Source organism: Polaromonas sp. P1_F6, assembly GCF_056405695.1.
Map to the genome: position 1 here is coordinate 530,083 of NZ_JBFUBQ010000003.1, position 23,882 is coordinate 553,964.

Sequence of the window (23,882 nt, forward strand, 5' to 3'; positions counted from 1 at the left end):
ATGTCAACCATAAATACAAATTTCCGATTATTGGCAACTGCAGTTTATTGATTAGGAGGCTCCCAATGAGCATCGAAATGATTGAAATCGAAGAATTTAACCAGGGCACACAGATCAAGGTGATCGGTGTGGGCGGCGGTGGCGGCAATGCCGTTGGGCACATGATCGAATGCGGCGTACAAGGCGTCGAATTCATCTGCGCCAATACCGACGCGCAGGCGCTCAGCCGCGGCAGCGCGCACAAGACCATCCAGCTGGGTGCCAGCGGCCTGGGCGCGGGCAGCAAGCCCGACAAAGGGCGCGATGCAGCCGAGCTGGCGGTGGACGATATCCGCAGCGCCATTGCTGGCGCGCACATGTTGTTCATCACCGCGGGCATGGGCGGCGGCACCGGTACCGGTGCGGCTCCTGTGATCGCGCGCGTGGCCAAGGAGATGGGCATCCTGACCGTCGGCGTGGTGACCAAGCCGTTTGATTTTGAAGGCGGGCGCCGCATGACCAATGCCGACCTCGGCCTGGCCGAACTCGAAGCCAACGTTGACTCACTGATCGTGGTGCTCAATGAAAAGCTGCTCGAAGTGCTGGGCGACGACGTCACGCAGGATGAGGCTTTTGCCCATGCCAACGACGTGCTGAAAAACGCCGTCGGCGGCATCGCCGAAATCATCAACGTGCCCGGCCACGTCAACGTCGACTTTGAAGACGTGCGCACCGTGATGGGTGAACCCGGCAAGGCCATGATGGGAACGGCCAAGGCCAACGGTCCTGATCGTGCGCGCATCGCCGCCGAACAGGCTGTAGCTTGCCCGCTTCTGGAAGGCATTGACCTGTCGGGCGCCAAAGGCGTTCTGGTGCTGATCACCGCGGCCAAGGGCTCGCTCAAGCTGAGCGAATCCAAGCTGGCGATGAACACCATCCGCGCATACGCTTCCCCCGATGCGCATGTGATCTACGGCACGGCCTACGACGATGAGCTGGGCGACGACATCCGTGTGACCGTGGTCGCAACGGGCTTGTCCCGCCAGGGCGTGCGCCGCCATGCGCCGCCGCTGCAGGTGCTGCGCACGGGTACTGACAACGTGCCGTTCAACGTCCCGACGCTGAACACAACGGCCAATGGCGCCGGCACGGCGCAGACGGCCATGGGATCGGCACAGCCTGACTACGGCAACATGTCGGTGCCCAGCGTGTGGCGCACCAACCGGACCCAGGCGGCGGCAAAAGTCGATGCCCTGGCTTCTGGCGGGATGGACGACTTCGAGATTCCTGCCTTTCTGCGCAAGCAGGCCGATTAAGGTTCTCGCAAGTGGATCATTAAAAGGGTGGACTGGTTGCAGTCCGCCCTTTTTTCTGGCCTTTCCAATTCGGAGCATCTCAGGAAGAAAGAGGTCGCCATGGACATGCGAGGGCTTTGCGCCGCGCTGGTCGTTCTTTTCGCACAACCTGCGGTTGCCCAGACCGCCAGGCCCGAGGCGGCCGAAAAAGTGAGTTGGCCCAGCATGGTGTGTGCGGGTACTCCCTTTGTCTGCAACAAGCTCCATGCGCAGGGCTACCTGTTCAGCCAGCCCGGGCAGACGAAGATTGTGCTGATCTCGCACGGATCGCAGGGTATCGACAGCCGCATGTTCGACTATGTGGACAGCCTTCAGAAGGAGGGTTTCGCAGCGCTGGTGATCGATCACTGGAAGCCTCGAGGCATCGACGTGACGCACAACGACTATCCGGCGGCGTCGCGCAAAGGCGGTAACGAATTCAATATGGCCATTGACAGCCTCGCAGCTGCCGGCTGGTTGCGCGGCCGCGGTTTCGAGAAGGTCGGCAGCATCGGTGAGTCGCAGGGTGGCGGTGCCGCAGTCATGATGCAGCAGAAATTCGCCCACGCACTGATTGAGCGCAACATGCGGCGCTTGTACGCCGACGACTTCAACCTCAAACCCGTCGATGCGGTGGTGGGTTTGTATGGCTACTGCGGTTACCGCAATGCCCGGCGTGACGCCTACGTGAATTCCCCATTTCTTTTCATCACGGGTGAAGTGGACGACGAAACCCCGAGCCGGTACTGTGAACGCCACGTGGGCTGGATGAACGGGCGCGGCGGCAACGCGAAAATCGTGGTACTGGAAGGCGAGGGCCACAGTTTCGACGCGCCTTACAAACGGCAACGCAATGTCTTTGGGCCGCACTATGCCAAATGCGATGTTTTGGTCGACGAATCGGGCGTGACCGAACTTAACAGCGGCATCACCATGCCCGGCGACGACGTCAACGCCGTGATGGCCCGATGTGTCAGCAAGGTTTTCCACACGGGCTACTGGAAGAATCGCTTCGTCGCGGTGCCGCACTGGACGGCATTCTTCAGGCAGCACCTGTAGCAGGGCAAGACTTGTAGCACTTTGGCTATGGTGGCCATCAAAGACTCCAACTGCGGCAATCGGCTGCAACACTTAAAATCACCCATATGCTTCAGCAACGTACCCTTAAATCCCTGACCAAAGCCGTGGGCGTGGGCCTGCACAGTGGCCAGCGGGTGGAACTTACCTTGCGCCCCGCCGCGCCGGACACGGGCATCGTGTTTCGCCGTGTGGATTTGCCGCAGCCGGTGGACATCGCCATCTCCGCGCAGGCCGTGACGGACACACGGCTGGCTTCCACCATTTCCAGCGGCAACGCCAAGGTGCACACGGTAGAGCATTTGATGTCGGCTTGCGCGGGCCTGGGGATTGACAACCTGTATGTGGACATCACGGCGGAAGAGGTTCCCATTCTGGATGGTTCGGCTTCCTCTTTTGTATTTTTGCTGCAATCTGCCGGCATTGCGCTGCAGGCCGCGCCCAAGCGCTTTATCCGCGTGATCAAGCCTGTGGAAGTGCGCGAAGGCGAGGGCGCCACGGCCAAGTGGGCGCGTTTGAGTCCCTACGAAGGCTACAAACTCAGTTTTGAAATTGATTTCGACCACCCTGCGGTGGACTCCACCGGTCAGCGCGTGGAGTTCGACATGGGTTCGGGCGCCTACACACGCGACATCGCGCGGGCCCGTACCTTCGGTTTCACCAAGGATGTGGAAATGATGCGCGCCAATGGTCTGGCGCTGGGTGGCGGACTGGACAATGCCATCGTCATGGACGACTACAAGGTGCTCAACAGCGACGGGCTGCGTTACAACGACGAATTCGTGAAGCACAAGATCCTCGATGCCATGGGCGACCTCTATTTGCTGGGCAAACCGCTGCTGGCCGCCTACAGCGCATTTCGCTCCGGCCACGCAATGAACAACAAGCTGCTGCGCGAGCTGCTGTCGCACCAGGACGCCTACGAAGTCGTCACCTTCGAGGACGAGAAAAAAGCACCGCAGGGCTTCGCCACGCTGGCGCGTGCCTGGTAGGGCCGGCGGAACACGCCATGCTGCTGTTTCGCTGGCTCATCCTGCTGTTTTTGCTGGCCGCGGTGGTGTCGTTCATGTTTTACGCCGGTACTGGGCAGCCACGGTTCAAGCAGTTCGGGCTCACCATTCTCAAGTGGACGCTGATCGCCGCGTTTGGCTTTTTCGGCGTATTGGTACTTGAGCGTCTGGCATAGCGTCAGCCATCGTGACTGCGATGGCGGCCCAGCCGCTGCCTGTTGGCGATTGTCGGCTGGTCCGTTTTATGGTCCTTACCGCTATAGTTCGCTCATAACGATTTGCCCCTGCACCGGGCGGTAACGCTGAGGCGCCGTGTGCATGCGCCTGTGGTGTTCGATGACCTGCCCCCCGGCATAACTCCCGGAGATGACCCATGAGCTTCATCAAAGTCCTTATCGTGCTCGGCCTTGCTGGTTTTGGGTATCAATACTGGACCAAACACCGTGAGGGCCAGCCGGTGGTGGCCTCAACTGGCTCTGCGGGAAGCTCAGGTTCAAATGGATTTGTGGCGTTGCCCGGAACGAGCAGTACCGCTTCCAATGCGGTACAGGTTATTGCCGCCGAGGATTGCCCGGAAGAGGCGGCCCAGCGCGCAAATAGCCTGGCCGAGCAACTTTCGGGCAAGGGGATTCCGGTTACCCGCACCCACAGTATCAGCTTCACCGTGACAAGTGGCGATGCCGCCGACGCCCAGCGCATCTCGTCCATCATGAGTGGCGAACTGCCCATAGTGCTGGTGCGCGGAAAAGCCAAGTCGAACCCCTCATTGGATGAGGTGGTCGCTGAATACCGCGGCCGCTAAGGCGCAGATCACCGCGATCTAACGGCTTCGTCCGTCCCGGTAGCTTCCCGCAGGTTTTGCGCCGGTTCCCGCCGCCGCAGCCAGCCTCTGCATCGCGGTGCCGACATGGGCGTGGGTAATCGCCAGCCCCAGCGCATCGGCCGCGTCTTTGCCGGGCAGGGAGGGCAGCTTCAGCAGGCGCATCACCATCTCCTGCACCTCGGCCTTGCCCGCCTTGCCATAGCCCGCAACCGCCTTTTTGAGCTGTAGCGCCGTGTATTCGGCCACTGTCAGCTGGCGCGAGACCAGGGCCGTGATGCAGGCCCCGCGCGCCTGGCCCAGCAGCAGCGTCGCCTGCGGGTTGACGTTCACAAAGACGATTTCGACAGAGGCCGCATCGGGCTGGTAGCGCTCCACCACTTCGCACACGCCCTCGAACAGCACCTTCAGCCGGCCCGGCAAATCGCTGCGTTCCATATGCGTGGTCTTGATGGTGCCGCTGGCCACATAACGCAGATGCTGGCCGTCCATGTCGATCACGCCAAAACCTGCGACCTGCAGGCCGGGGTCGATGCCGAGGATTCTCATATGCTATACATTTGATAGCTGCTCGCGCATGGTTTCATTGGGTTACAGGCCAAAATACCATCTAACTGAATGAAAAAATATGGGTGCGCCAAAGCACAGCGCATCCACGCGGTCCAGCAGGCCGCTGGCACCGGTGACGCCCACGCCGCGGTTCCCCCAGTTGGGAATACCGCGATCACGCTTGAGGGCTTTCATCACCAGGTGCCCGAGCGAGCCTGATACGCAGGCAATGAAGGCCATGGCCACCGCCTGCGCCGGCTTGAAGGGCGTGAGGCCCGCGAGCAGGCCGCCCAGCAGGCTGGCCCCAACGACGGCGATCAACCAGCTGGTCCAGTTAAAGCTCTTGCTGACATTGGGCGCGCTGCCCGGCCGTTGCAGTTTGCGGCCCACCAGGTGCTGGACGATCATGCAGCTTTGCACTACAAACACCAGGAAGAACACCAGAAAGGCGTTTTTGCCCTGGTAGTTGGGAAACTTCAGCAGCAGCAGGGCAGGCACATGGCTGATGCCGTAGACGCAGACCATGATGCCCCATTGCAGCTTGGCGTTGCGTTCGAGGAAACGGTGCGGGTCGTCGGCCAGCGCGCTGACCACCGGGATCGCCAGGAACACGTAGACCGGAATGAACACGGTCACCAGGTCAAAGTGCCGCGTGATGACCAGTGCAAACTGCACCGGCAGCACGACAAAAAAAGCCAGCACCAGACTGCGGTGGTCACCCTGCCGGGTGGGTGAAAGCGTGATGAACTCGCGCAGCGCAAAAAAGGCGACCATGCCGAACAGCACGGTCGCCACGGTTTCTCCCAGCGTCCAGCCGATCCAGAACACCGTGGACATGAACCACGAGGTGCGCAGCAGGCCGTTGAATTCTTTCAGCTTCTGGGTGTGCAGGTCGTCTTCATGGGTGTCCTTCAGCGACATCACGAAGGCGGCCACACTGATGAGTGTCAGGATGCCGAACACCAGCACGAACAGCAGGCCGACCTGGTGTGAGGGAGAAAGGTTGCGCAAAAAGGTGTTCATCAGGATTCCAGGCCTTGTGTCAGGTTTCCCTGAGATCCATGACGGCCTGGCGCGCACGCGTCAGGAATTCGCCCCGGTCTTCCCCGGCACCCAGCGCAATCGGCGCGCCGAAGGTGACCGAACAGAGAATGGGCACCGGCACGACTTCCCCCTTGGGCATGACGCGCTGCACATTGTTGATCCAGGCCGGCACCAGCACCACCTGCGGGAATTTGAGTGCCAGGTTGTACAGGCCCGCCTTGAATTTTTGCGGCTCTTCGTGGTTGCCGCGTGTGCCTTCCGGAAAGAGGATGATCGAGTCACCGCTGGTCAGGGCCTCGATCAGCGGCTCCAGCGGGTCCTGGTCGCCGGTCTTGGCACGGTCCACGTAAATCGCATTGAAGACCGCCGTGGTGATCCATTTCTTGAAAGGCGTTTTGGTCCAGTAGTCTTTCGCGGCGATCGGCCGCGTGATGCTGCGAAGCTCTTCCGGCAGCGCCGCCCACATCAGCACCAGGTCGGCATGGCTCTGGTGGTTGGCAAAATAAATACGCTGTTCCGCCTTGGGCGGGCAGCCTTGCCAGCGGGCCTGTGCACCGGTCAGCGTGCGGATCAGCCCCAGCAGGAAAAGCCCCATCAGCTTGGCCAGGATGGGAGAAAATTTGTCGTTCATGGGGTTCGGCCCTTTTTGCTGTTCAGCATTCAGGGCAGTTCCACACCGCCCATGCGGGCCGTGATGGTGCTGGCGCGCGAAGCCAGGTAGCCCGAGCCGGGCCGCGTTTCAAAATATTTGGGGCGCGGCAGCATGACGGCCAGCCGCGCGGATTCATAGGCGCTCAGTTTTGACGCAGGCTTGCGATAGTAATGCTGCGCTGCGGCCTCGGCGCCAAAAATGCCTTCGCCCCACTCCACGCTGTTGAGGTAAATCTCCAGAATGCGCTCCTTGCCGAGCAGGGCTTCGAGCAGCAGCGTCAGCACCAGCTCCTGGCCTTTGCGGAGCAGCGTGCGCTCACCCGACAGGAAAAGATTTTTGGCGAGCTGCTGGGTAATGGTAGAGCCGCCAATGATTTTCACCGGTCTGGCGGGTGTCGCCGTTGCCTTGGCGGGAGCCAGGCGGCTGGCGGACTGTGCGGCGCGCAGCTCGGCCTTGGCGTTTTTGTCCCAGGCTTTCTCAAGTGCCTCCATGTCCACGCCGTCATGCTCGGCGAAGCTGGCGTCTTCCGATGCGATTACCGCACGCTTGAGGTTGTCCGGCAGGTCGTCGTAAGGCACCCATTGCTGCCGCCATTTGAGGGATCCGGTGTTGCGAACTACCAGGTAGGCTTCCGAGCGCTGAAAAGCGGTGGATTCCGGGTCCACCACGGCCATCATGGCAATGCGCGCCACAAAAAACAGTTGCAGCGCCAGACCTGCCAGCAGCCCGAGGCCGATGAGTCTGAAGAGCGCTTTCATGGCGTGCGTGCCTTCATGCCAGCTGCGCCCGCATTTCCCGCAATACCTGGGCAGAGGGCGGACGAACCCCGCGCCACAGCGCGAAGGCCTCGGCGGCTTGCTCCACCAGCATGCCCAGCCCGTCGCGCGGCGTCGCGCCGTTTTCCCGGGCCCAGGCCATGAAGCCCGCAGCTGGGGGGCCGTACATCATGTCGCAGGCCAGCGCGCCGGGCTTGAGTACGCTCGCCGGAACCGGCACACCCGCGCCCGCCAGGCTGCTTGCGCTGGCATTGACAATTACATCGAAATAGCCCTGCAACCCTTGTAAGTCGTGCGCGAGCAGCTCCGTTTTTTGTAGCAAACCTTGCATGGACGAGTGTGTCCGGTGCCGTGCCACCAGCACGTCGGCTTTCGCCCGCGTGCGGTTGACCAGCACCAGACGGCGTGGCCCGGCCCCCAGCAGGGCGGCCAGCGCGCCGGCACCGGCACCCCCCGCTCCGATCAGCAGCACGTCGCGCCCGGCCAGCGAAACACCGGCGTTGTTCTGGATGTCGTTCACCAGGCCTACGCCGTCGGTGTTGTCGGCGTGGATGGCGCCGCCTTGCAGCACCAACGTGTTGGCGGCCTGGGCCAATTGCGCCCTGTCGGTCCGTGTGCTTGCGGCTTCAAAAGCTTGCAGCTTGAAAGGCACGGTGACGTTGCAGCCTTTTACGCCGCCCCGTACCAGTTCAGCCAGTGTGGCGCCGAACGCCTCCAGCGGCACCAGCAGGCGTTCGTACTGCAGGGATTGCCCCGTGAGCTCGGCAAATCGTGCGTGAATCAACGGAGACTTGCTGTGCGCGATCGGGTTGCCCAGGACGTAGTATTTATCCATGGCGGGGCCGGGTGTTCATGTGCGTGGGGCTGAAAGCAGCAGTCGGGGCTAGCGGCTGGTGAGTTTGGTTTCAAGCGTGTCATCGCGCGTGAACTTGAAGCGCGACACCACCACGATCTGGTCCGCCTTGCTGCGCATCGCATCGCTGAACTTGCCGAAAGGCCCGGTGCCGCGCACGATGCTTTGCGCACGCCGGTCCAGCGTCAGGTTGCCCGAGGTCTGCACGACTTCCGTGTCGATCACGCTGCCGTCAAAATTCACCGTCACAATCATCGTGAGTTCACCGTACAGTTTTTTGCCGGCCAGCTCGGGGAAGTTCACCGTCCCCTTGTCTTCAATCTTGCGGCGCAGTTCGTCGTAATAAACGGCGTAGACCTCTTCACGTGTGGCCGGGCTGATGTAGCGCTTTTTCGGCCGTGCGTTTTCTTCGTTGATGCGCCGCTCGATTTCCGCCAGGATCTTGACGAGCTGCTTGCGTTTTTCCTCGCGCTCGGCCTGCGCCGGGTTGTTGGCGGGCTGTGTTGGGTCGGGCGGTGGCATGGAGGCCAGCTGCTTTTTGATTTGCGCGAGCAACTGGGTTTGCTGCTCCTGCAGAGAATCGACCTTGCGCTGGGCGTCTTCGGTGGCGTCGCCCAGCTCCATCAGGGCCGAAGGCGGCAAGGGGGAGGTGGCGCGGCCTTTTTCCATCTCGCCACCACCGGCCAGCGAGGCCTGCGCGATGGCTTTGGCAAAGTCAGGCTTTTCGTTGGACTTGGCGTTGACCAGGATTACTTCCAGCGGCGTGTCCTGAAAGACGCGGTTGAAGCGGTCCGGATCAACAAAACGCGCCGTCAGCAACACCGCATGAAAGGCGATGGAGGCGCCCAGGGCGATTTGCAGTGTGCTTGGTGACTTCACAGGAAGAGATTATCGGTGTTTATGAGCGTATTGCGGTGTTAACCGGCGACCGGAGCCGCCACAGCGGCATCGGTTTGTGGCTCATTGACATCGACTGCAATCGAGATCGGGCCGGCGGCCATCTCGGACTCGCCATCCTCCTCGCCCAGCGGATCAGGAGACTCATCCATCTCCACGTCCAGCCGCTCGACCACTGTGCCGGAAATATCCAGTGTGATCTCGTCGATCTCGCCCAGCTTTATACGCACTTTCGCGCCACGCGGCAGGCCCTGCGCACCGGCGGCCGGCAGCACCAGCGGCAACTCGTCGGCGCGCACCAGGTTGTCCTTGAAGGCGGTGGCGGTCAGCTCGGTGAGGCTGTTCTGCTGCAGGTATTTGAGTGTCCAGTAGCGCTCGATGCCGGCCTGGAAACCGTTGTAGGCGCTGTAGGCGGCATCAAAGCCCGAGATGATGGAAAACAGCTCGGCGTCCTTGGGCTTGAACGGCGCAGCCAGTGCCGCCGTGCGGCCATGGCGTGCGCAGGCAATGATTTGCCACTGGTTGACCAGGTCGGTGTAGCGGCGCAGTGGCGAAGTGCTCCAGGCATAGCTTTTGACGCCGATGCCCGCATGCGGCAGGGCCTTGGTGCCCATGCGCACTTTCACGCCGGGCAAGAGGCTGGCCTGGCTGCGGTAAATGCCAGGCACGCCGTGCGCGGCCAGCCACTCGCCCCAGGTGCTGTTCGCCAGGATCATGGCCTCGGCCACGATCAAATCCAGCGGTGCGCCGCGCTGGCGCGTACTGATGCTGACCGTCTCGTTGCCCTGGGGCTCGGCGCCTGTGGGGTTGTCCAGCCTGAAGTTGTAGTCTGGCCGGTTGAAGTTTTCTGGCTTGCCGCGCACGATTTCGCGCTGCGCCTTCAGATGTTTGGCCAACCGGTGCAGAAAGGTCAGCTCCACACCCCATTGCACGCCGGTAGGCGGATTGCTTTGCGCGGTTTCAAAAAAAGCCTCGGTGAAGGTGCTGTCCAGCACGTCGTGGCGCAGGTTGCTGACGATGGGCACCAGCTCCAGTCGGGTGGCGCTTTCCTTGATTTCGAGTGTGGCCTCATCCAGCGTGAGGTACAGCGACAGCGCAGGGCAGTTGCGGCCTTCCTGCAGCGTGTAGCTTTTGACGATTTCATCCGGCAGCATGGTCAGCTTGTAGCCGGGCATGTACACGGTGGAAAGCCGCGCGCGGCCCACGGTGTCGATCGGGCTGCCGGGCAATACGGCCAGGCCTGGCGCGGCGATGTGGATGCCAAGCGTGACAGTGCCGCTGCCCAGGCCCTGCACGGACAGCGCATCGTCGATCTCGGTAGTGGCTGAGTCGTCGATGGAGAAAGCCTTCACATCGGCCAGCGGCAGCTCGTCCTTGACTTCAGGCGCTTGCAGCGCCGGAAAGCCCGTGCCCTTGGGGAAGTTCTCAAACAAAAAGCGCTTCCAGTGAAACTGGTAAGGCGAAGCGATGGCACCGGCCTTTTGCAGCAAATCGAGCGGCGCGGTGTGCGTGGCGCGCGAGGCTTCGACGACTGCCTTGTATTCGGCGCTGTTCTTGTCGGGCTTGAAGAGGATTTTGTAAAGCTGATCGCGCACCGGCGCCGGGCATTCGCCGCGGCCCAGTTCTTCGGCCCAGGCGGTGATTTGCGCTGCGACCTGCTTTTTCTTTTCGATGGCGGCCAACGCCTGCTGCAGGATTTCCGCCGGTGCCTTCTTGAAGCGGCCCTTGCCGGCACGGCGAAAGTAGTGCGGCGCGTCATACAGGCGAAAGAGCGCGGCGGCCTGTTGCTCCAGCGAGGCGGCTTTGCCGTCGGCGCTGAAGTAATCGCGCGCCAGGTCGGCAAAGCCGAATTCGTCTTCGCTGGCGAATTCCCAGGCCAGATCCAGCTCAATATCGTGGCTCAGCTTTTGGCCGGCGGCCACCATCTCGGCAGGGGATGGCTTTTCAAACTTCAGCAGGGCATTAACGCCCTTGACCTTCACACGCTTGCCCGAGTCGAGCTCAACCTGCAGCGACGCATCGCTCTCGGACAAAATGCGGCCGGCCAGGAACTTGCCGGCTTCTTCAAACAATACAAACAAAACGGGATCCCTTTGGTGTCTTTGATGACTTGGGACTAGTGTAATCAGGGCTGCTTCAGAGAGATTTCAGGCCAATGCCAGGAAGTCGAGGATGGTCGGCAGATGCCGGTCAAAGTCGCTCAGTGCATGGTCACCGCCTTCCAGCAGCCGGATGTGAGCGCCCGCATAACGGGCCGTCATTTCACGCCAGTCCAGCACTTCATCCCCTTTGGCAATGATGGCGAGGTAGTTTTGCGGCGCTTTCAGCGGCCCGGCGTGCTGCGCTTTCAGCTCATCCACAAAGCGGGGCTCGAAGAAAAAGTGCTCTTGCGGGTTGTGCCAGGCCGTTTGCTCGCCGATGTAGCGGGCGAGGTCGCGCGCCGGCTCCACGGCCGGGTTGAGCAGCACGGCCTTGCACCCAGCCTGTTCGGCCACCGCAGTGGCGTAAAAGCCGCCCAGCGAAGAGCCGATCACGCCCATGCTTTGGTAGCCCGACTTGCCGGGCCAACCGGCAATTTCGTCCTTCACCACCTGCAGCGCGGCGTGCGGCGAAGGCGGCAGCTGCGGGCACCACCAGTGAACGGCGGGATGGCGCTGCTGCACGGCAGCGGCCATTTTCCGGGCCTTCACGGATTGCGGGGACGAGCGAAATCCGTGGAGATAGAGCAGGTGGGTGGTGCGCATGCCGCATGTTAGACGGGCCGGCCACCCCCAGGTTTTGCCGGAGCCGATTTCCCGGGTTTCGCGGTGTTTGATGCCGGTTTTAAGTGAAACAGGGTTTTTGGTCAATCAGGCCGGGCGCAAGCAGCTATGTAATTGATAGCAATGCCCGCTTTCGCGGGATGCCCGGCCACGCGTTTTCGGCTTCAAGGCTGACGGATAATCCGCGCATGGCCGCCGTTTTCGACAAACCCTCCCTTTATCAGCGAACCTTGCCTTTGCTCCAGGGCTTTGACGGCCTGCTGGCGTTTGCGGTGTTTTTGCTGGCCTGTGCAGGCCTCCTGATCATGTATTCGTCAGGGTATGACCACGGCACCCGGTTTGTTGACCATGGCCGCAACATGCTGATTGCCGGCGCCATCATGTTTGTGGTGGCCCAGGTTCCACCCCAGCGCCTGATGGCGTTTGCCGTGCCGCTGTACATCGCCGGCGTGGCCTTGCTGGTGGCGGTGGCGATTTTCGGCGTCACCAAAAAGGGCGCGCGGCGCTGGCTCAATGTGGGCGTGGTGATCCAGCCCAGCGAAATCCTGAAAATTGCCATGCCGCTGATGCTGGCCTGGTGGTTCCAGAAGCGCGAAGGCCAGTTGCGCCCGCTGGACTTCCTGGCCGCCGGGCTGTTGCTGGTCGTTCCGGTCGGGCTCATCATGAAGCAGCCTGATCTGGGAACCTCCCTGCTGGTGCTGGCCGCGGGGCTCGCGGTGATCTTTTTTGCCGGGCTGAGCTGGAAGCTGATCCTGCCGCCGGTGCTGCTGGGCCTCATTGGCGTGTTCCTCGTGGTGTGGTTCGAGCCGCAAATCTGCGCCGACGGCGTGCGCTGGCCCATCCTGCACGACTACCAGCAGCAGCGCATCTGCACGCTGCTCGACCCGTCGCGCGATCCGCTGGGCAAGGGCTTTCACATCATCCAGGGCATGATCGCCATCGGCTCGGGCGGCATCACCGGCAAGGGCTTTATGGCCGGAACGCAGACACACCTGGAGTTCATTCCCGAGCGCACCACCGACTTCATCTTCGCGGCGTACTCCGAAGAGTTCGGTCTGTTGGGCAATCTGTTGTTGATTGCTGCATTCATCTTCCTGATTTTGCGCGGACTGGCCATTGCGCTGGAGGCATCGACCCTGTTTTCGCGCCTGCTGGCCGGTGCGCTGACCATGATCTTTTTCACCTATGCTTTCGTCAATATGGGCATGGTCAGCGGCATCCTGCCCGTGGTGGGCGTGCCGCTGCCTTTCATCAGCTATGGCGGCACGGCCATGGTGACGCTGGGACTGGCCATCGGCATGCTGATGTCGATCGCCAAGGCCAAGCGCTTGGTGCAGAGCTAACAAGGAGGTTCATATGGGGTTTTTTGACTGGTTTGATACACGGGCCGCAAGTCAGTGCGGCATTTCGCTGGCGGAACTCGTGATCCGCGAGCTGCCGGCCAAAGAGTCGGTGAAAGAAAAGAAATTTGCGGAAAAAGCAGAAAAAACGCTGATAAAGATGTCGCATGAACTCGCTGCCTTTAAACGGGCCAACAAACTCAATACCTACCAAAAAGCCAAGCTGGGTAATGCCTTTTTGTGGACATTGAAAGACCGCGGCGTTAATGATGCCTATGCCGACGATTTGACGCGGTGGCTTTCCTTGCAGCTGTAGTTTTTCGGTTTTTGGGGCAGTATGTTCGGACTTTTGAAAAAAATCCTGCCGACCTCGTCGAGCGCGGTAGCCAGCGTTGGTGCGCCTGACAAGGATCGTTGCGCTGAACTCAAAAAGAATGGCAATGCCTTGTTGGCAGAAGGCAAGCTTTATGAGGCGGCTTTGTGCTACGGCGAGGCAACGAAGGCCGATCCGGAAGATGTCTTCGCATTGATCAATCTCGGATATGTATTAAGTGAGCAGGGTCACCTTCTGGAAGCCAAGGCGGCACTTGAACAGGCCGTAAGTCTGGATCCCACACAGCATGACGCGCATTTCATGTTGGGAACGCTCGCACAGCGGGAGGCAAACGTATCTCAGGCCATTCACCGATTCAAGAAGGTTGTGCTGCTTGCGCCAGAGTTTGAACCGGCCTATCGTGAATTGGGCTATGAACTCTTTCAACATGAGCAGATGACAGAGGCGGAAGAGATCATGCAGGAAGGCATTCGCCGATTTCCCGAATCAGTCGGGCTTCTCTGCAATCTGGGAAACCTGTACAGCGCCCAGAATTTGCCGCTCAAGGCGATAGCGCCCTACGAAAAAGCCCTTGCGCTGGAGCCGGAGAACGCCCAATTCATGAGCAACCTGGGGGCCGCGTACGAGGCCGCGGGAGATTTCGCACGGGCGATTCCGTTGATGCGGCGGGCACTGGATCTCAATCCAGGGGACGCAAATACGCTGGTTCACCTCGGTATTTCTTTGGGTGAACAGGGCTTCCATGATGACTCCATCAAATGCTACCGGACAGCCCTTGAGCTGGACTCCGGGCATTTTGCTGCCCATTTCAATCTCGGTTTTGGCGCCCTGCTGCATGGCGACTATGCAACGGGCTGGACGGAATACGAGTGGCGGCTCAGGAGCGCGAAAGAAAAAGATGTGAAAGAGCGCAAGGTCTTTGCCAAGCCTCTTTGGCTCGGTGGAGAGGTCATCGCCGGTCAAACGATCCTGCTCTCGTGTGAACAGGGGTTTGGGGACACCATCCAGTTTTGCAGATACGCCACGGAAGTGGCCGCGCTGGGCGCGCACGTGGTGCTTCAGGTGCAGGCGGGACTTAAAGAGCTGATGGGTACTCTTCCAGGGGTGACCCGCGTTCTGGAGGAGCATGAGCCCTTGCCGCCGTTTGATTGCTATTGCCCCTTGATGAGCCTTCCATTGGCCCTGGGGCATCATCGGACCGGGTTTGTGCCGGCGAGCTTGTCTTATTTGAAAGCCGATCCCGATAAAAAGGCGGCCTGGCAACAGCGGCTTGCTGCCATGGCTGGATCGGCTACCCCTCGGGTGGGCATTGTCTGGTCCGGCAACGCCAAACAGAAGCGCGACCGGCTACGCTCTCTGCGACTTGCGGAATTTCTGCAAGCCCTGCCCGACGGAATGCCGGCGATATGCCTTCAACCCGTGCTTCGTGAAGTGGACATTCCTGTCATGAAGACGCAACCTCACATCCTCCGTCCGGGCGAGGCGCTGAAGACTTTCGCCGATACGGCGGCGGTGATCGACTCACTTGATCTGGTCGTCACGTCGGATACCAGCGTGGCACACCTTGCGGGTGCTATGGGTAAACCGGTATGGATTCTGGTTCCCTACATCCCCGACTGGCGTTGGCTGCTGGAGAGAAGCGATAGCCCCTGGTATCCGAGTGCAAGGTTATTTCGCCAGGCCACGGCTGGGGACTGGCGTCAACCCCTGGAGCAGGTGCGCGAAGCGCTGTCAATGCGTTACCAGCCGCTAATTGCCTGAGTTCACTGAGGGCCCGCGCAAGGCATCATGACCGCGACTTGCCTTGCGACGGCCGGAACTCGGCGGGCAAAGCCCTGGGCCTCGTACCGGCCTGTGCACGGGCCCTGACGGGGCAGGGCAGACTGCCTACAATGGCCGCATGACCTTCCTTCGCTCCACGCCCGCTTCCACCGCCAACAAATCCACTGTCTCGTCCGCTGCGCGGCCGACCACGGAGTCCACATCCGGACGGCTGGAGATTGCCGAAAAGCTGCTGCTGGCGCCTTTCGGCCTCACGCAGGCGCATCTGAGCCGCGCGCTGGGCGAGATCACCTCCCACGGTGCCGATGATGCCGATCTCTACTTTCAGTACACCCGCAGCGAAGGCTGGAGCCTGGAAGAAGGCATCGTGAAAACCGGTTCCTTCAGCATTGACCAGGGCGTGGGCGTGCGCGCTGTCAGTGGCGAAAAGACCGCTTTTGCCTACTCCGATGACATTTCCGAGGCGTCGCTGCTGGATGCGGCACGCACGGTGCGCAGCATTTCTGCCGGCGGCAAGGCTGCCCGCGTCAAGACGGCCGTCCGCAAGGTGGCCGGCAGCCGCTCGCTCTACCAGGGCCTGGACCCGATCGCCACGCTGGACAGCACTGCCAAGGTTCAGTTGCTGGAGAAAGTCGAAAAGCTCGCCAAAGCCAAGGATCCGCGCATCGTGCAGGTGATGGCCGGGCTGGCCAGCGAATACGACGTGGTGATGGTGGCGCGCGCCGACGGCACGCTGGCCGCCGATGTGCGCCCGCTGGTGCGTCTGAGTGTGACGGTGATCGCCGAGCAAAAAGGCCGGCGCGAAGTCGGCTCGGGTGGCGGCGGCGGGCGTTTTGGCCTGGCCTACTTTGACGACGCCCAGATTACCGAATATGTGAACGACGCTGTGAAAGCGGCACTGACCAACCTGGATGCTCGCCCCGCGCCAGCCGGCGAAATGACGGTGGTGCTGGGTTCCGGCTGGCCCGGCATCCTGCTGCACGAAGCCATCGGCCACGGTCTGGAAGGCGATTTCAACCGCAAGGGCTCCAGCGCGTTTTCTGGCAAGATCGGCCAGCGCGTGGCAGCCAAGGGCGTGACGGTGCTGGATGACGGCACAATTGCGGATCGCCGCGGCTCGCTGAACGTGGACGACGAAGGCAACGCCAGCCAGCGCAACGTGCTGATTGAAGACGGCATCCTGAAGGGCTACATCCAGGATTCGCTCAATGCGCGCCTGATGAAGGTCAAGCCCACGGGCAACGGCCGCCGCGAAAGCTACGCCCATGTGCCCATGCCCCGCATGACCAACACCTACATGCTGGGCGGCGACAAGCAGCCCGAAGAAATCGTGGCCAGCATCAAAAAAGGCCTCTACGCCACCAACTTCGGCGGCGGCCAGGTCGACATCACCTCCGGCAAGTTCGTGTTTTCGGCCAGCGAAGCCTTCTGGGTCGAAAACGGCAAGATCCTGTATCCCGTCAAGGGCGCGACGATTGTCGGCAACGGCCCGGACGCGTTGACCCGCGTCACCATGATGGGCAATGACATGGCGCTGGACAGCGGCGTCGGCACCTGCGGCAAGGAAGGCCAGAGCGTTCCGGTGGGCGTGGGGCAGCCAACGCTGCGTATCGACGGCCTGACAGTGGGCGGGACGGCCTGATCCAGCCCGGATTGCCTCTTTTTTGACCTGTGCTACATTTCAGCTTATGAATTCGGCCAAGTTTTACTTCGGTTACTTTTGGTTCTCAAGCGCTTCCGGCGGTAGAGAGATCAACGCGTGACCCGATAAAACGCACCGATTCTCCAAAAACCGCCGGCCTCCGGCGGTTTTTTTTTGCCCGTTCAATTTTTAAATGCCCTGACTTGTGACGACCTGATTGATATCCCGAAAGAAAAGGAAAACAGCGATGAATGCCAAGCCCATCTCCACCAGCGACAACTGGTATGCGAACGTCGAAAAAACCAGCCAGACCGACGACGAACGCATCAAGGACATCACCGTGTTACCCCCTCCCGAGCATCTCATCCGCTTTTTCCCGATCCGCGGCACCGCCGTCGAGACGCTGATCAGCAAAACCCGCAAAAGCATCCACAACATCATCCAGGGCAAGGATGACCGCCTGCTTGTCGTCGTCGGGCCGTGCTCCATCCACGACCCGATGGCTGCGCTGGACTATGCCCGCAAACTCGTCGAGCAGCGCAAGAAGTACGAAGGCACGCTGGAAATCGTGATGCGCGTCTACTTCGAAAAGCCGCGCACCACCGTCGGGTGGAAGGGGTTGATCAACGACCCCTACCTCGACGAAACCTTCCGCATCGACGAAGGCCTGCGCATCGCGCGCCAGCTGCTGATCGATATCAACCGTATCGGCCTGCCTGCCGGCAGCGAATTCCTCGACGTGATCTCGCCGCAATACATCGGTGACCTGATTTCCTGGGGCGCCATCGGCGCGCGCACTACTGAAAGCCAGGTGCACCGTGAACTGGCTTCGGGCCTCTCGGCGCCCATCGGCTTCAAGAACGGCACCGACGGCAACATCCGCATCGCGACCGACGCCATCCAGGCGGCGGCGCGGGGCCACCATTTCCTGTCGGTGCACAAGAACGGCCAGGTCGCGATTGTGCAGACCAACGGCAACAAGGACTGCCATGTGATTTTGCGCGGCGGCAAGGCGCCCAACTACGACGCGGCTAGCGTCGCGGCGGCTTGCAAGGAGCTCGAAGCCTCCAAGCTGCCGGCCACGCTGATGGTGGATTGCAGCCACGCCAACAGCTCCAAGCAGCATGAAAAGCAGGTCGAAGTGGCACGCGACATCGCAGGCCAGGTGGCCGGCGGCTCGCGCCATGTGTTCGGCCTGATGGTGGAAAGCCACCTCAACCCCGGCGCGCAAAAGTTCACGCCGGGCAAGGACGACTCGAAAGCGCTGGAATACGGTAAAAGCATCACCGACGCCTGCCTGGGCTGGAGCGACTCGCTGGACGTGTTGGAAGTGCTGTCGGCCGCCGTCCTCAAGCGCCGCGCCGGCAAGTAACCCGGCAAGTAAGCCACCGTGCGGGTTTGTGCGAATAGCCGCCAGGCCCGCAAGTCGCCGACCATGAACCCCTGATCAGGAGCCCATCATGCGCAGCGAAGTCAGTGTGACCTTCAAGGACGTGGCGCCCATCCGCCTGGACCTCAACGAAGTGCAGCCCATGCCGCACGATGTGGCAAGGGGGTGGCTGGACGACCAGTTCACGCAAATGGGCTGTGAGCCGCTTCGGCCCACGGGCAAGCTGCTGACCGCCGACAAGGTGGTGGTGGTGGCCCAGGCGGCTGGGCCGGCGAAGTTTGCCGAAGCCAAGTGGGCTCAGGAATTTGCCCGGGCGTCGAGCGCGGCGCTGGGCAAGCCGGTTGTGCATGTAGATGTCACAACATTAAGCATCAGCTTCTAGGTCCCCACGCCTCGCTTTTCTTAAGCAATTTAGGCCTCTAGCCAGTGCCAATCATGCGCTGATCGCTACTAAATTAATAGCAAGATAAGTTTCAGTTCACGGCATTCTCGCCGTCACGCTTTCAGCGCCTGCAGCAGTTTTACGTGAATCCCGCCAAACCCGCCGTTGCTCATGCACAGCAAATGGTCGCCCGGCCGCGCTGCGGCCAGCACCTGCTCGAGCAGTTGGTCAATGGTGCCGGCCACTTGGGCGCGTTCGCCCATGGGGGCCAGCGCGGCGCGCGCATCCCAGTCCAGTCCGCCGGCGTGGCAGAAAGCCAGGTCGGCTTGCTCGAGGCTCCAGGGCAGCTGGGCCGTCATGGCGCCCAGTTTCATGGTGTTGCTGCGCGGCTCGAAGATGGCGAGGATGCGTTCGCTGCCCCGGCCGGCGCTTTGCAGCTGGCGGCGCAGGCCGTCTACCGTGGTGTGGATGGCGGTGGGGTGGTGGGCGAAGTCGTCGTACACGGTGATGTCGCCACCTTTGCGCGGGATCACGCCGCGCACTTCCATGCGGCGTTTGACGTTCTGGAACTCCGCCAGTGCCTGGGCCGCGGCCTCGGGCGCCACGCCCACATGCTCGGCCGCCGCGATGGCGGCCAGCGCATTGAGCTGGTTGTGCACGCCGCTGATGCCCCATTTCACATGGGCCACGGCCTCGCCAGCCTTGAGCACGTGAAAATCGTGCGGCTCGCCGTGGGCCATGAAGCCGCTCTTGTTCAGCAGGCCGTTGCCGAAGAGCAGTTGCTCACTCCAGCAGCCTTGGGCCAGCACGCGCTGCAGGCTGGCTTCGGCGGCATTGACGACCACGCGGCCTTGCGAAGGCACGGTACGCACCAGATGGTGGAACTGCCGTTCGATGGCCGCCAGGTCGTCAAAAATGTCGGCGTGGTCGAACTCAAGGTTGTTCAGGATGGCCGTGCGTGGGCGGTAATGCACGAACTTGCTGCGTTTGTCGAAAAAGGCCGTGTCGTATTCGTCGGCTTCAATGACAAAGGTATTGCCTTCGCCCAGCCGGGCGGATACACCGAAGTTCAGCGGCACGCCGCCGACCAGGAAACCCGGTTTCAGCCCGGCAGCTTCGAGAATCCAGGCCAGCATGGCCGTGGTGGTGGTCTTCCCGTGCGTGCCGGCCACTGCCAGCACATGGCGTGGCCCGGTCGGGTGGTGGGTCGGGTGGTGCAGCACGTGGCCCGAGAGCCATTGCGGGCCGCTGGTGTAGGGTTTGCCGCTGTTCAGAATGGCTTCCATGAGCGGATATTTCGCGCTGCCATCGGCAAGCCGGGCACGGGACACCACGTTGCCGACCACGAACACGTCGGGCTCGAAGGCCATCTGGTCGGCGCCGTAGCCCTCGATCAGCTCAATCCCCAAACCGCGCAGCTGGTCGCTCATGGGCGGATAGACGCCGGTGTCGCAGCCTGTCACTTTGTGCCCGGCTTCCCGCGCCAGGGCGGCCAGGCCCCCCATGAAGGTGCCGCAGATTCCCAGAATATGTATGTGCATGGCCTGTATTCTAGGCAGGGCTATCCGCGGGCCCCACAGACCTGGATCCGGTGGCTGCGCGGAAATTCAAGGAAAAAGCGCCTCCTGGTCAATGTGGACGGGCGCAACCAGCTATTGATTTCATAGCAACAGGGTGTGCCGTGGGCCGGGGTGAACTTTAGCGTCTGGCGGGAACCCAACCCGGGGCACAATCGCTTCGCCCGCACCCGTATCATTTATCCGCATCACCCATTGACCTTCGATTTGGCCTTGCCTGGTCGAAGCCAGCCGATCTTGACACCTCATACCCTTAAATCCGAAATCGCCGCCACGGCCGCCGCGCTGGTGGTGGAAGAAGGGCTGGAATATGGTCCGGCCAAACGCCGCGCCGTCAAACAGATGGCATTGCCCGCCCGTACCGAACTGCCGGGCAATGACGAGCTGGAAGACGCTGTCCGCGAATACATCGCGCTTTTCTGTGCCGACACCCAGCCCGCCGAGCTGGCAGCGCTGCGTGAACTGGCGCTGGTCTGGATGGAACGGCTAGTGCAATTTCGGCCCTACCTGGGCGGCGCCGTCTGGCACGGTACGGCCACGCGGCTGTCCGACATCTATATCCAGCTGTTTTGCGATGACCCCAAATCAGCCGAGATTGCCCTGATTGAGCACAATGTGGACTACGAGCCGCGTACCGTGACCGGCTTCACCGGTGACAGCGTGGAAGCGCTCAGTCTGCGAAGTGTGTGCAAACCTTTGAACGAGACGGTGGGCGTGCATCTGATGGTCTATGACCACGACGACCTGCGGGGCGCCCTCAGGCCCGACGCCAAGGGACGGACCCCGCGGGGGGACCTGGCTGCCGTGCAAAAATTGCTTTCCCCCCAACCCGGAACTTCAGACACGTGAACCGCAGAAACATGCTTTATGGCAGTGCCGCCGCCTTGGCCGGCCTGGCCGGTGCAGGCGTCGCCTGGTGGAAATTCCAGCCTCACGCGGTGGATGAAAAAGTGGTGGCGCCCACTCCCGGCAGTACATCTGGCAGCGCGACCGACGCATTCTGGAGCCTGAACTTCGACACGCCCGACGGCAAGAACCTGTCCATGAGCAGCTTTCGCGGCAAGCTGCTGTTGGTAAATTTCTGGGCCACCTGGTGCCCGCCCTGTGTGGAGGAGTTGCCATTATTGGATTACTTCTACCAGGAAAATCGCGATAAAAACCTGCAAGTGCTGGGTTTGGCTGTCGACCAGCCCAGCGCGGTGCGAACCTGGCTGCAAACCAAGCCGCTGCATTTTCCGGTCGGCATGGCCGGTCTGGGCGGAACCGATCTCAGCAAATCGCTGGGAAATCTCGCAGGCAGCCTGCCTTTTACCGCGGTGTTCAGCGCTTCCGGCGAACTGCTTCATCGCAAGATCGGCAAAGTCCTGCCGGAAGACCTGGCGCTCTGGGCCAAGCTCAATTAGCGGCAGAACATTGCTGATGGGCCGTGCTGCATCGAAACCTTCGGTAACAGCCGGGAACAGCTTCTAACGGCATCTTCCGCGGGGTTTTTGAGGCAGAGCGGCCAGCCGCCAGACGGTGGGGAATGGCCTCCGGCTTGATGTACACTCTGCGCTTTCCCGGGGTAAGCCGCCTGGCTCGTCCCCGCAGTAATTAACTGATAAGCGCTTTAAAGCGTAAAAGCAGAAAGTAAGTGAAAAAAGAAGGAAGATCGGTGGCCGCGTCAAGTGCCTTCCGTTTCCAGCCTTTCAGTCAAAAAAGCTGCGCCGAGATCCCGCGCCAGCATCTACCGTCGTTGGAGAGAACCTATGGATTTAAGAAAACTCAAGACCCTGATTGACCTCGTCTCAGAGTCCAACGTCTCCGAGCTGGAGATCACTGAAGCCGAAGGCAAGGTGCGTATTGTCAAATCCAGCGGCGCTCCCCTGGTGATGCAGCAGCCGGTTGCCATGGTAGCAGCTCCCGCAGCGGCGCCCGCGGCCGGCGCGCCTGCCGCACCGGTTGCCGAAGCAGCGCCCGCAGCCCCCGCCGGCCATGCCGTCAAGTCGCCCATGGTGGGCACTTTTTATCGCTCTGCCAGCCCCGGCGCCAAGCCTTTTGTCGAACTCGGCAGCGTCATCAAGGAAGGCGAAACCATCTGCATCATCGAGGCCATGAAGATCCTCAACGAGATCGAAGCCGACAAATCGGGCACCGTCACCAAGATCCTTTCGGAAAACGGCCAGGCTGTCGAATACGGCCAACCCCTCTTCATCATTGAGTAAGCGGGCGCCTTGCCTCCTTTCCAAACCAGGCTTACCGACGCATGTTCAAGAAAATACTGATCGCCAACAGGGGTGAGATTGCCCTGCGCATCCAGCGCGCCTGCCGCGAACTCGGCGTGAAGGCCGTGATGGTCTATTCCGAAGCCGACCGCGAGGCCAAATACATCAAGCTGGCCGACGAGTCGGTCTGCATCGGCCCGGCGCCTTCCAAAGACAGCTACCTCAACATGCCCGCCATCATCTCGGCCGCCGAGGTGACGGATGCTGAAGCCATCCACCCCGGATACGGTTTCCTGAGTGAAAACGCCGACTTCGCCGAGCGCGTGGAAAAAAGCGGCTTCAAGTTCATCGGCCCCACGCCGGAGTCGATCCGCATCATGGGCGACAAGGTCTCGGCCAAGCAGACCATGATCAAGGCCGGTGTGCCCTGTGTACCTGGCTCCGAAGGCGCCTTGCCCGATGACCCGGTCGTCATCAAGCGCACTGCCAAGCAGGTCGGCTACCCGGTCATTATCAAAGCGGCCGGCGGCGGCGGCGGGCGCGGCATGCGCGTGGTGCACACCGAAGCGGCTTTGCTGCACGCGGTGCAGACCACCAAGGCCGAAGCCGGCGCGGCCTTCGGCAATCCCGAGGTCTACATGGAGAAATTCCTGCAGAACCCGCGGCACATCGAAATCCAGATCCTGGCCGACCAGCACAAAAACGCGGTCTGGTTGGGTGAGCGCGATTGCTCCATGCAGCGCCGCCACCAGAAAGTCATTGAAGAAGCGCCGGCACCGGGCATCCCCCGCAAGCTGATTGAGCGCATCGGCGAGCGCTGCGTCGCGGCCGTCAAGAAAATCGGCTACCGCGGTGCGGGCACCTTTGAGTTCCTCTACGAAAACGGCGAGTTCTACTTCATCGAGATGAACACACGTGTCCAGGTCGAGCATCCGGTCACCGAATGGATCACCGGCGTGGACATCGTGCGCACCCAGATCATGGTGGCGGCCGGTGAAAAGCTGCCTTTTGCCCAGCGCGATATCCAGCTCAAAGGCCATTCAATCGAATGCCGCATCAACGCGGAAGATCCCTACAAGTTTGTCCCTTCGCCGGGCCGTATCACGACCTGGCACACACCGGGTGGGCCGGGTGTGCGGGTGGACTCGCACATTTACGCCAACTATTTTGTACCGCCCAACTATGACTCGATGATCGGCAAGATCATCGTGCACGGCGATACGCGCGAGCAGGCGCTGGCCCGCATGAGCACGGCGCTGGCTGAAACCGTGGTGGAAGGCATCAACACCAATATCCCGCTGCACCGCGAGCTGATGGTGGATGCCAAGTTCATGGACGGCGGCACCAACATTCACTACCTTGAAGAGTGGTTGTCAAAGCGAGAGCGTTAGCCCCCACGGTGGATGTGGCCCCCACGGTCGCTCACTTCGTGTAGCTTCCTGCCCCCCGAGGGGGCCGCTGCGCCTGCGGCCCGGCAA

24 protein-coding genes are annotated in these 23,882 nt (G+C 61.4%); 15 read left to right on the forward strand and 9 right to left on the reverse strand.

The genetic code is table 11. The annotated features are described in order from the left end of the window. Nucleotides 1–65 precede the first annotated feature (65 nt). The 5 genes from ftsZ (at nucleotide 66) to AC1DY9_RS12125 (ending at nucleotide 4,202) form a co-directional block, all read left to right on the forward strand. Entirely contained in the window at nucleotides 66–1,295 is a 1,230-nt protein-coding gene (ftsZ, locus tag AC1DY9_RS12105) for a cell division protein FtsZ (protein WP_457281095.1), read from the forward strand. A gap of 99 nt (nucleotides 1,296–1,394) precedes the next feature. Continuing rightward, complete coding sequence (locus AC1DY9_RS12110) at nucleotides 1,395–2,372, forward strand: dienelactone hydrolase family protein (protein ID WP_477666626.1); 978 nt, start codon at nucleotides 1,395–1,397, stop codon at nucleotides 2,370–2,372. A gap of 86 nt (nucleotides 2,373–2,458) precedes the next feature. After that, on the forward strand, nucleotides 2,459–3,382 hold the full coding sequence (gene lpxC, locus AC1DY9_RS12115) for a UDP-3-O-acyl-N-acetylglucosamine deacetylase (RefSeq protein ID WP_457281093.1): 924 nt from the start codon (nucleotides 2,459–2,461) through the stop codon (nucleotides 3,380–3,382). 17 nt (nucleotides 3,383–3,399) lie between these two features. Beyond that, nucleotides 3,400–3,576 (forward strand): hypothetical protein, encoded by a 177-nt coding sequence (locus AC1DY9_RS12120; protein ID WP_457281092.1) that lies wholly within the window; start codon nucleotides 3,400–3,402, stop codon nucleotides 3,574–3,576. A gap of 197 nt (nucleotides 3,577–3,773) precedes the next feature. Continuing rightward, complete coding sequence (locus AC1DY9_RS12125; RefSeq protein WP_477666627.1) at nucleotides 3,774–4,202, forward strand: hypothetical protein; 429 nt, start codon at nucleotides 3,774–3,776, stop codon at nucleotides 4,200–4,202. Between the two features lie 18 nt (nucleotides 4,203–4,220). On the opposite strand, the gene ruvC is transcribed toward AC1DY9_RS12125, so the two are convergent. The 8 genes from ruvC to AC1DY9_RS12165 form a co-directional block, all read right to left on the reverse strand. Next, nucleotides 4,221–4,769 carry a crossover junction endodeoxyribonuclease RuvC gene (ruvC, locus tag AC1DY9_RS12130; RefSeq protein ID WP_477666628.1) on the reverse strand — a complete coding sequence of 183 codons (549 nt, stop codon included), beginning with the start codon at nucleotides 4,767–4,769 and terminating at the stop codon, nucleotides 4,221–4,223. A gap of 42 nt (nucleotides 4,770–4,811) precedes the next feature. Continuing rightward, the gene (locus AC1DY9_RS12135) at nucleotides 4,812–5,792 is read right to left on the reverse strand and encodes a phosphatidate cytidylyltransferase (RefSeq protein ID WP_457281089.1); all 981 of its coding nucleotides are present in this window, start codon (nucleotides 5,790–5,792) and stop codon (nucleotides 4,812–4,814) included. A 19-nt stretch (nucleotides 5,793–5,811) separates the two neighbouring features. Next, entirely contained in the window at nucleotides 5,812–6,444 is a 633-nt protein-coding gene (locus AC1DY9_RS12140; RefSeq protein WP_457281088.1) for a lysophospholipid acyltransferase family protein, read from the reverse strand. A gap of 29 nt (nucleotides 6,445–6,473) precedes the next feature. Then, entirely contained in the window at nucleotides 6,474–7,223 is a 750-nt protein-coding gene (locus AC1DY9_RS12145) for a transglycosylase domain-containing protein (RefSeq protein ID WP_457281087.1), read from the reverse strand. Between the two features lie 13 nt (nucleotides 7,224–7,236). Then, entirely contained in the window at nucleotides 7,237–8,076 is an 840-nt protein-coding gene (gene aroE / locus AC1DY9_RS12150) for a shikimate dehydrogenase (protein WP_477666629.1), read from the reverse strand. 48 nt (nucleotides 8,077–8,124) lie between these two features. Further along, nucleotides 8,125–8,973: an energy transducer TonB gene (locus AC1DY9_RS12155; RefSeq protein WP_457281085.1), complete on the reverse strand. Its 849-nt coding sequence runs from the start codon at nucleotides 8,971–8,973 to the stop codon at nucleotides 8,125–8,127. A 38-nt stretch (nucleotides 8,974–9,011) separates the two neighbouring features. Next, nucleotides 9,012–11,072, reverse strand: a complete 2,061-nt coding sequence (locus AC1DY9_RS12160; protein ID WP_457281084.1) for a ribonuclease catalytic domain-containing protein — start codon at nucleotides 11,070–11,072, stop codon at nucleotides 9,012–9,014. Nucleotides 11,073–11,138: 66 nt separating this feature from the next. Further along, complete coding sequence (locus AC1DY9_RS12165; protein WP_477666630.1) at nucleotides 11,139–11,735, reverse strand: YqiA/YcfP family alpha/beta fold hydrolase; 597 nt, start codon at nucleotides 11,733–11,735, stop codon at nucleotides 11,139–11,141. Between the two features lie 206 nt (nucleotides 11,736–11,941). Between AC1DY9_RS12165 and rodA the strand changes: the two genes are divergently transcribed. The 6 genes from rodA (at nucleotide 11,942) to AC1DY9_RS12195 (ending at nucleotide 18,623) form a co-directional block, all read left to right on the forward strand. Next, a complete protein-coding gene (gene rodA / locus AC1DY9_RS12170; RefSeq protein WP_457281082.1) occupies nucleotides 11,942–13,096 on the forward strand; it encodes a rod shape-determining protein RodA in 1,155 nt (384 codons plus the stop codon). A 13-nt stretch (nucleotides 13,097–13,109) separates the two neighbouring features. Then, nucleotides 13,110–13,409: a hypothetical protein gene (locus tag AC1DY9_RS12175; RefSeq protein WP_457281081.1), complete on the forward strand. Its 300-nt coding sequence runs from the start codon at nucleotides 13,110–13,112 to the stop codon at nucleotides 13,407–13,409. Nucleotides 13,410–13,430: 21 nt separating this feature from the next. After that, nucleotides 13,431–15,188 carry a tetratricopeptide repeat protein gene (locus AC1DY9_RS12180; RefSeq protein ID WP_477666631.1) on the forward strand — a complete coding sequence of 586 codons (1,758 nt, stop codon included), beginning with the start codon at nucleotides 13,431–13,433 and terminating at the stop codon, nucleotides 15,186–15,188. A 139-nt stretch (nucleotides 15,189–15,327) separates the two neighbouring features. After that, nucleotides 15,328–16,851 carry a metalloprotease TldD gene (gene tldD, locus AC1DY9_RS12185; protein WP_477666632.1) on the forward strand — a complete coding sequence of 508 codons (1,524 nt, stop codon included), beginning with the start codon at nucleotides 15,328–15,330 and terminating at the stop codon, nucleotides 16,849–16,851. Between the two features lie 247 nt (nucleotides 16,852–17,098). After that, nucleotides 17,099–18,223: a 3-deoxy-7-phosphoheptulonate synthase gene (locus AC1DY9_RS12190; RefSeq protein WP_457281078.1), complete on the forward strand. Its 1,125-nt coding sequence runs from the start codon at nucleotides 17,099–17,101 to the stop codon at nucleotides 18,221–18,223. An 88-nt stretch (nucleotides 18,224–18,311) separates the two neighbouring features. After that, a complete protein-coding gene (locus tag AC1DY9_RS12195) occupies nucleotides 18,312–18,623 on the forward strand; it encodes a hypothetical protein (RefSeq protein ID WP_477666633.1) in 312 nt (103 codons plus the stop codon). A 113-nt stretch (nucleotides 18,624–18,736) separates the two neighbouring features. On the opposite strand, the gene mpl is transcribed toward AC1DY9_RS12195, so the two are convergent. Continuing rightward, nucleotides 18,737–20,164: a UDP-N-acetylmuramate:L-alanyl-gamma-D-glutamyl-meso-diaminopimelate ligase gene (gene mpl / locus AC1DY9_RS12200; RefSeq protein WP_457281076.1), complete on the reverse strand. Its 1,428-nt coding sequence runs from the start codon at nucleotides 20,162–20,164 to the stop codon at nucleotides 18,737–18,739. A 273-nt stretch (nucleotides 20,165–20,437) separates the two neighbouring features. On the opposite strand from mpl, the gene AC1DY9_RS12205 reads away from it, so the two are divergent. From AC1DY9_RS12205 to accC, 4 genes are all read left to right on the forward strand, one after another. Continuing rightward, the gene (locus AC1DY9_RS12205) at nucleotides 20,438–21,049 is read left to right on the forward strand and encodes a hypothetical protein (protein ID WP_457281075.1); all 612 of its coding nucleotides are present in this window, start codon (nucleotides 20,438–20,440) and stop codon (nucleotides 21,047–21,049) included. Then, entirely contained in the window at nucleotides 21,046–21,603 is a 558-nt protein-coding gene (locus AC1DY9_RS12210; protein ID WP_457281074.1) for a TlpA disulfide reductase family protein, read from the forward strand. The genes AC1DY9_RS12205 and AC1DY9_RS12210 overlap by 4 nt, the downstream gene beginning before the upstream one ends. Nucleotides 21,604–21,948: 345 nt before the next feature. Continuing rightward, nucleotides 21,949–22,404, forward strand: a complete 456-nt coding sequence (gene accB, locus AC1DY9_RS12215; RefSeq protein WP_457281073.1) for an acetyl-CoA carboxylase biotin carboxyl carrier protein — start codon at nucleotides 21,949–21,951, stop codon at nucleotides 22,402–22,404. Between the two features lie 41 nt (nucleotides 22,405–22,445). Then, nucleotides 22,446–23,795 carry an acetyl-CoA carboxylase biotin carboxylase subunit gene (gene accC, locus AC1DY9_RS12220; RefSeq protein ID WP_457281072.1) on the forward strand — a complete coding sequence of 450 codons (1,350 nt, stop codon included), beginning with the start codon at nucleotides 22,446–22,448 and terminating at the stop codon, nucleotides 23,793–23,795. Nucleotides 23,796–23,882: the final 87 nt, after the last annotated feature.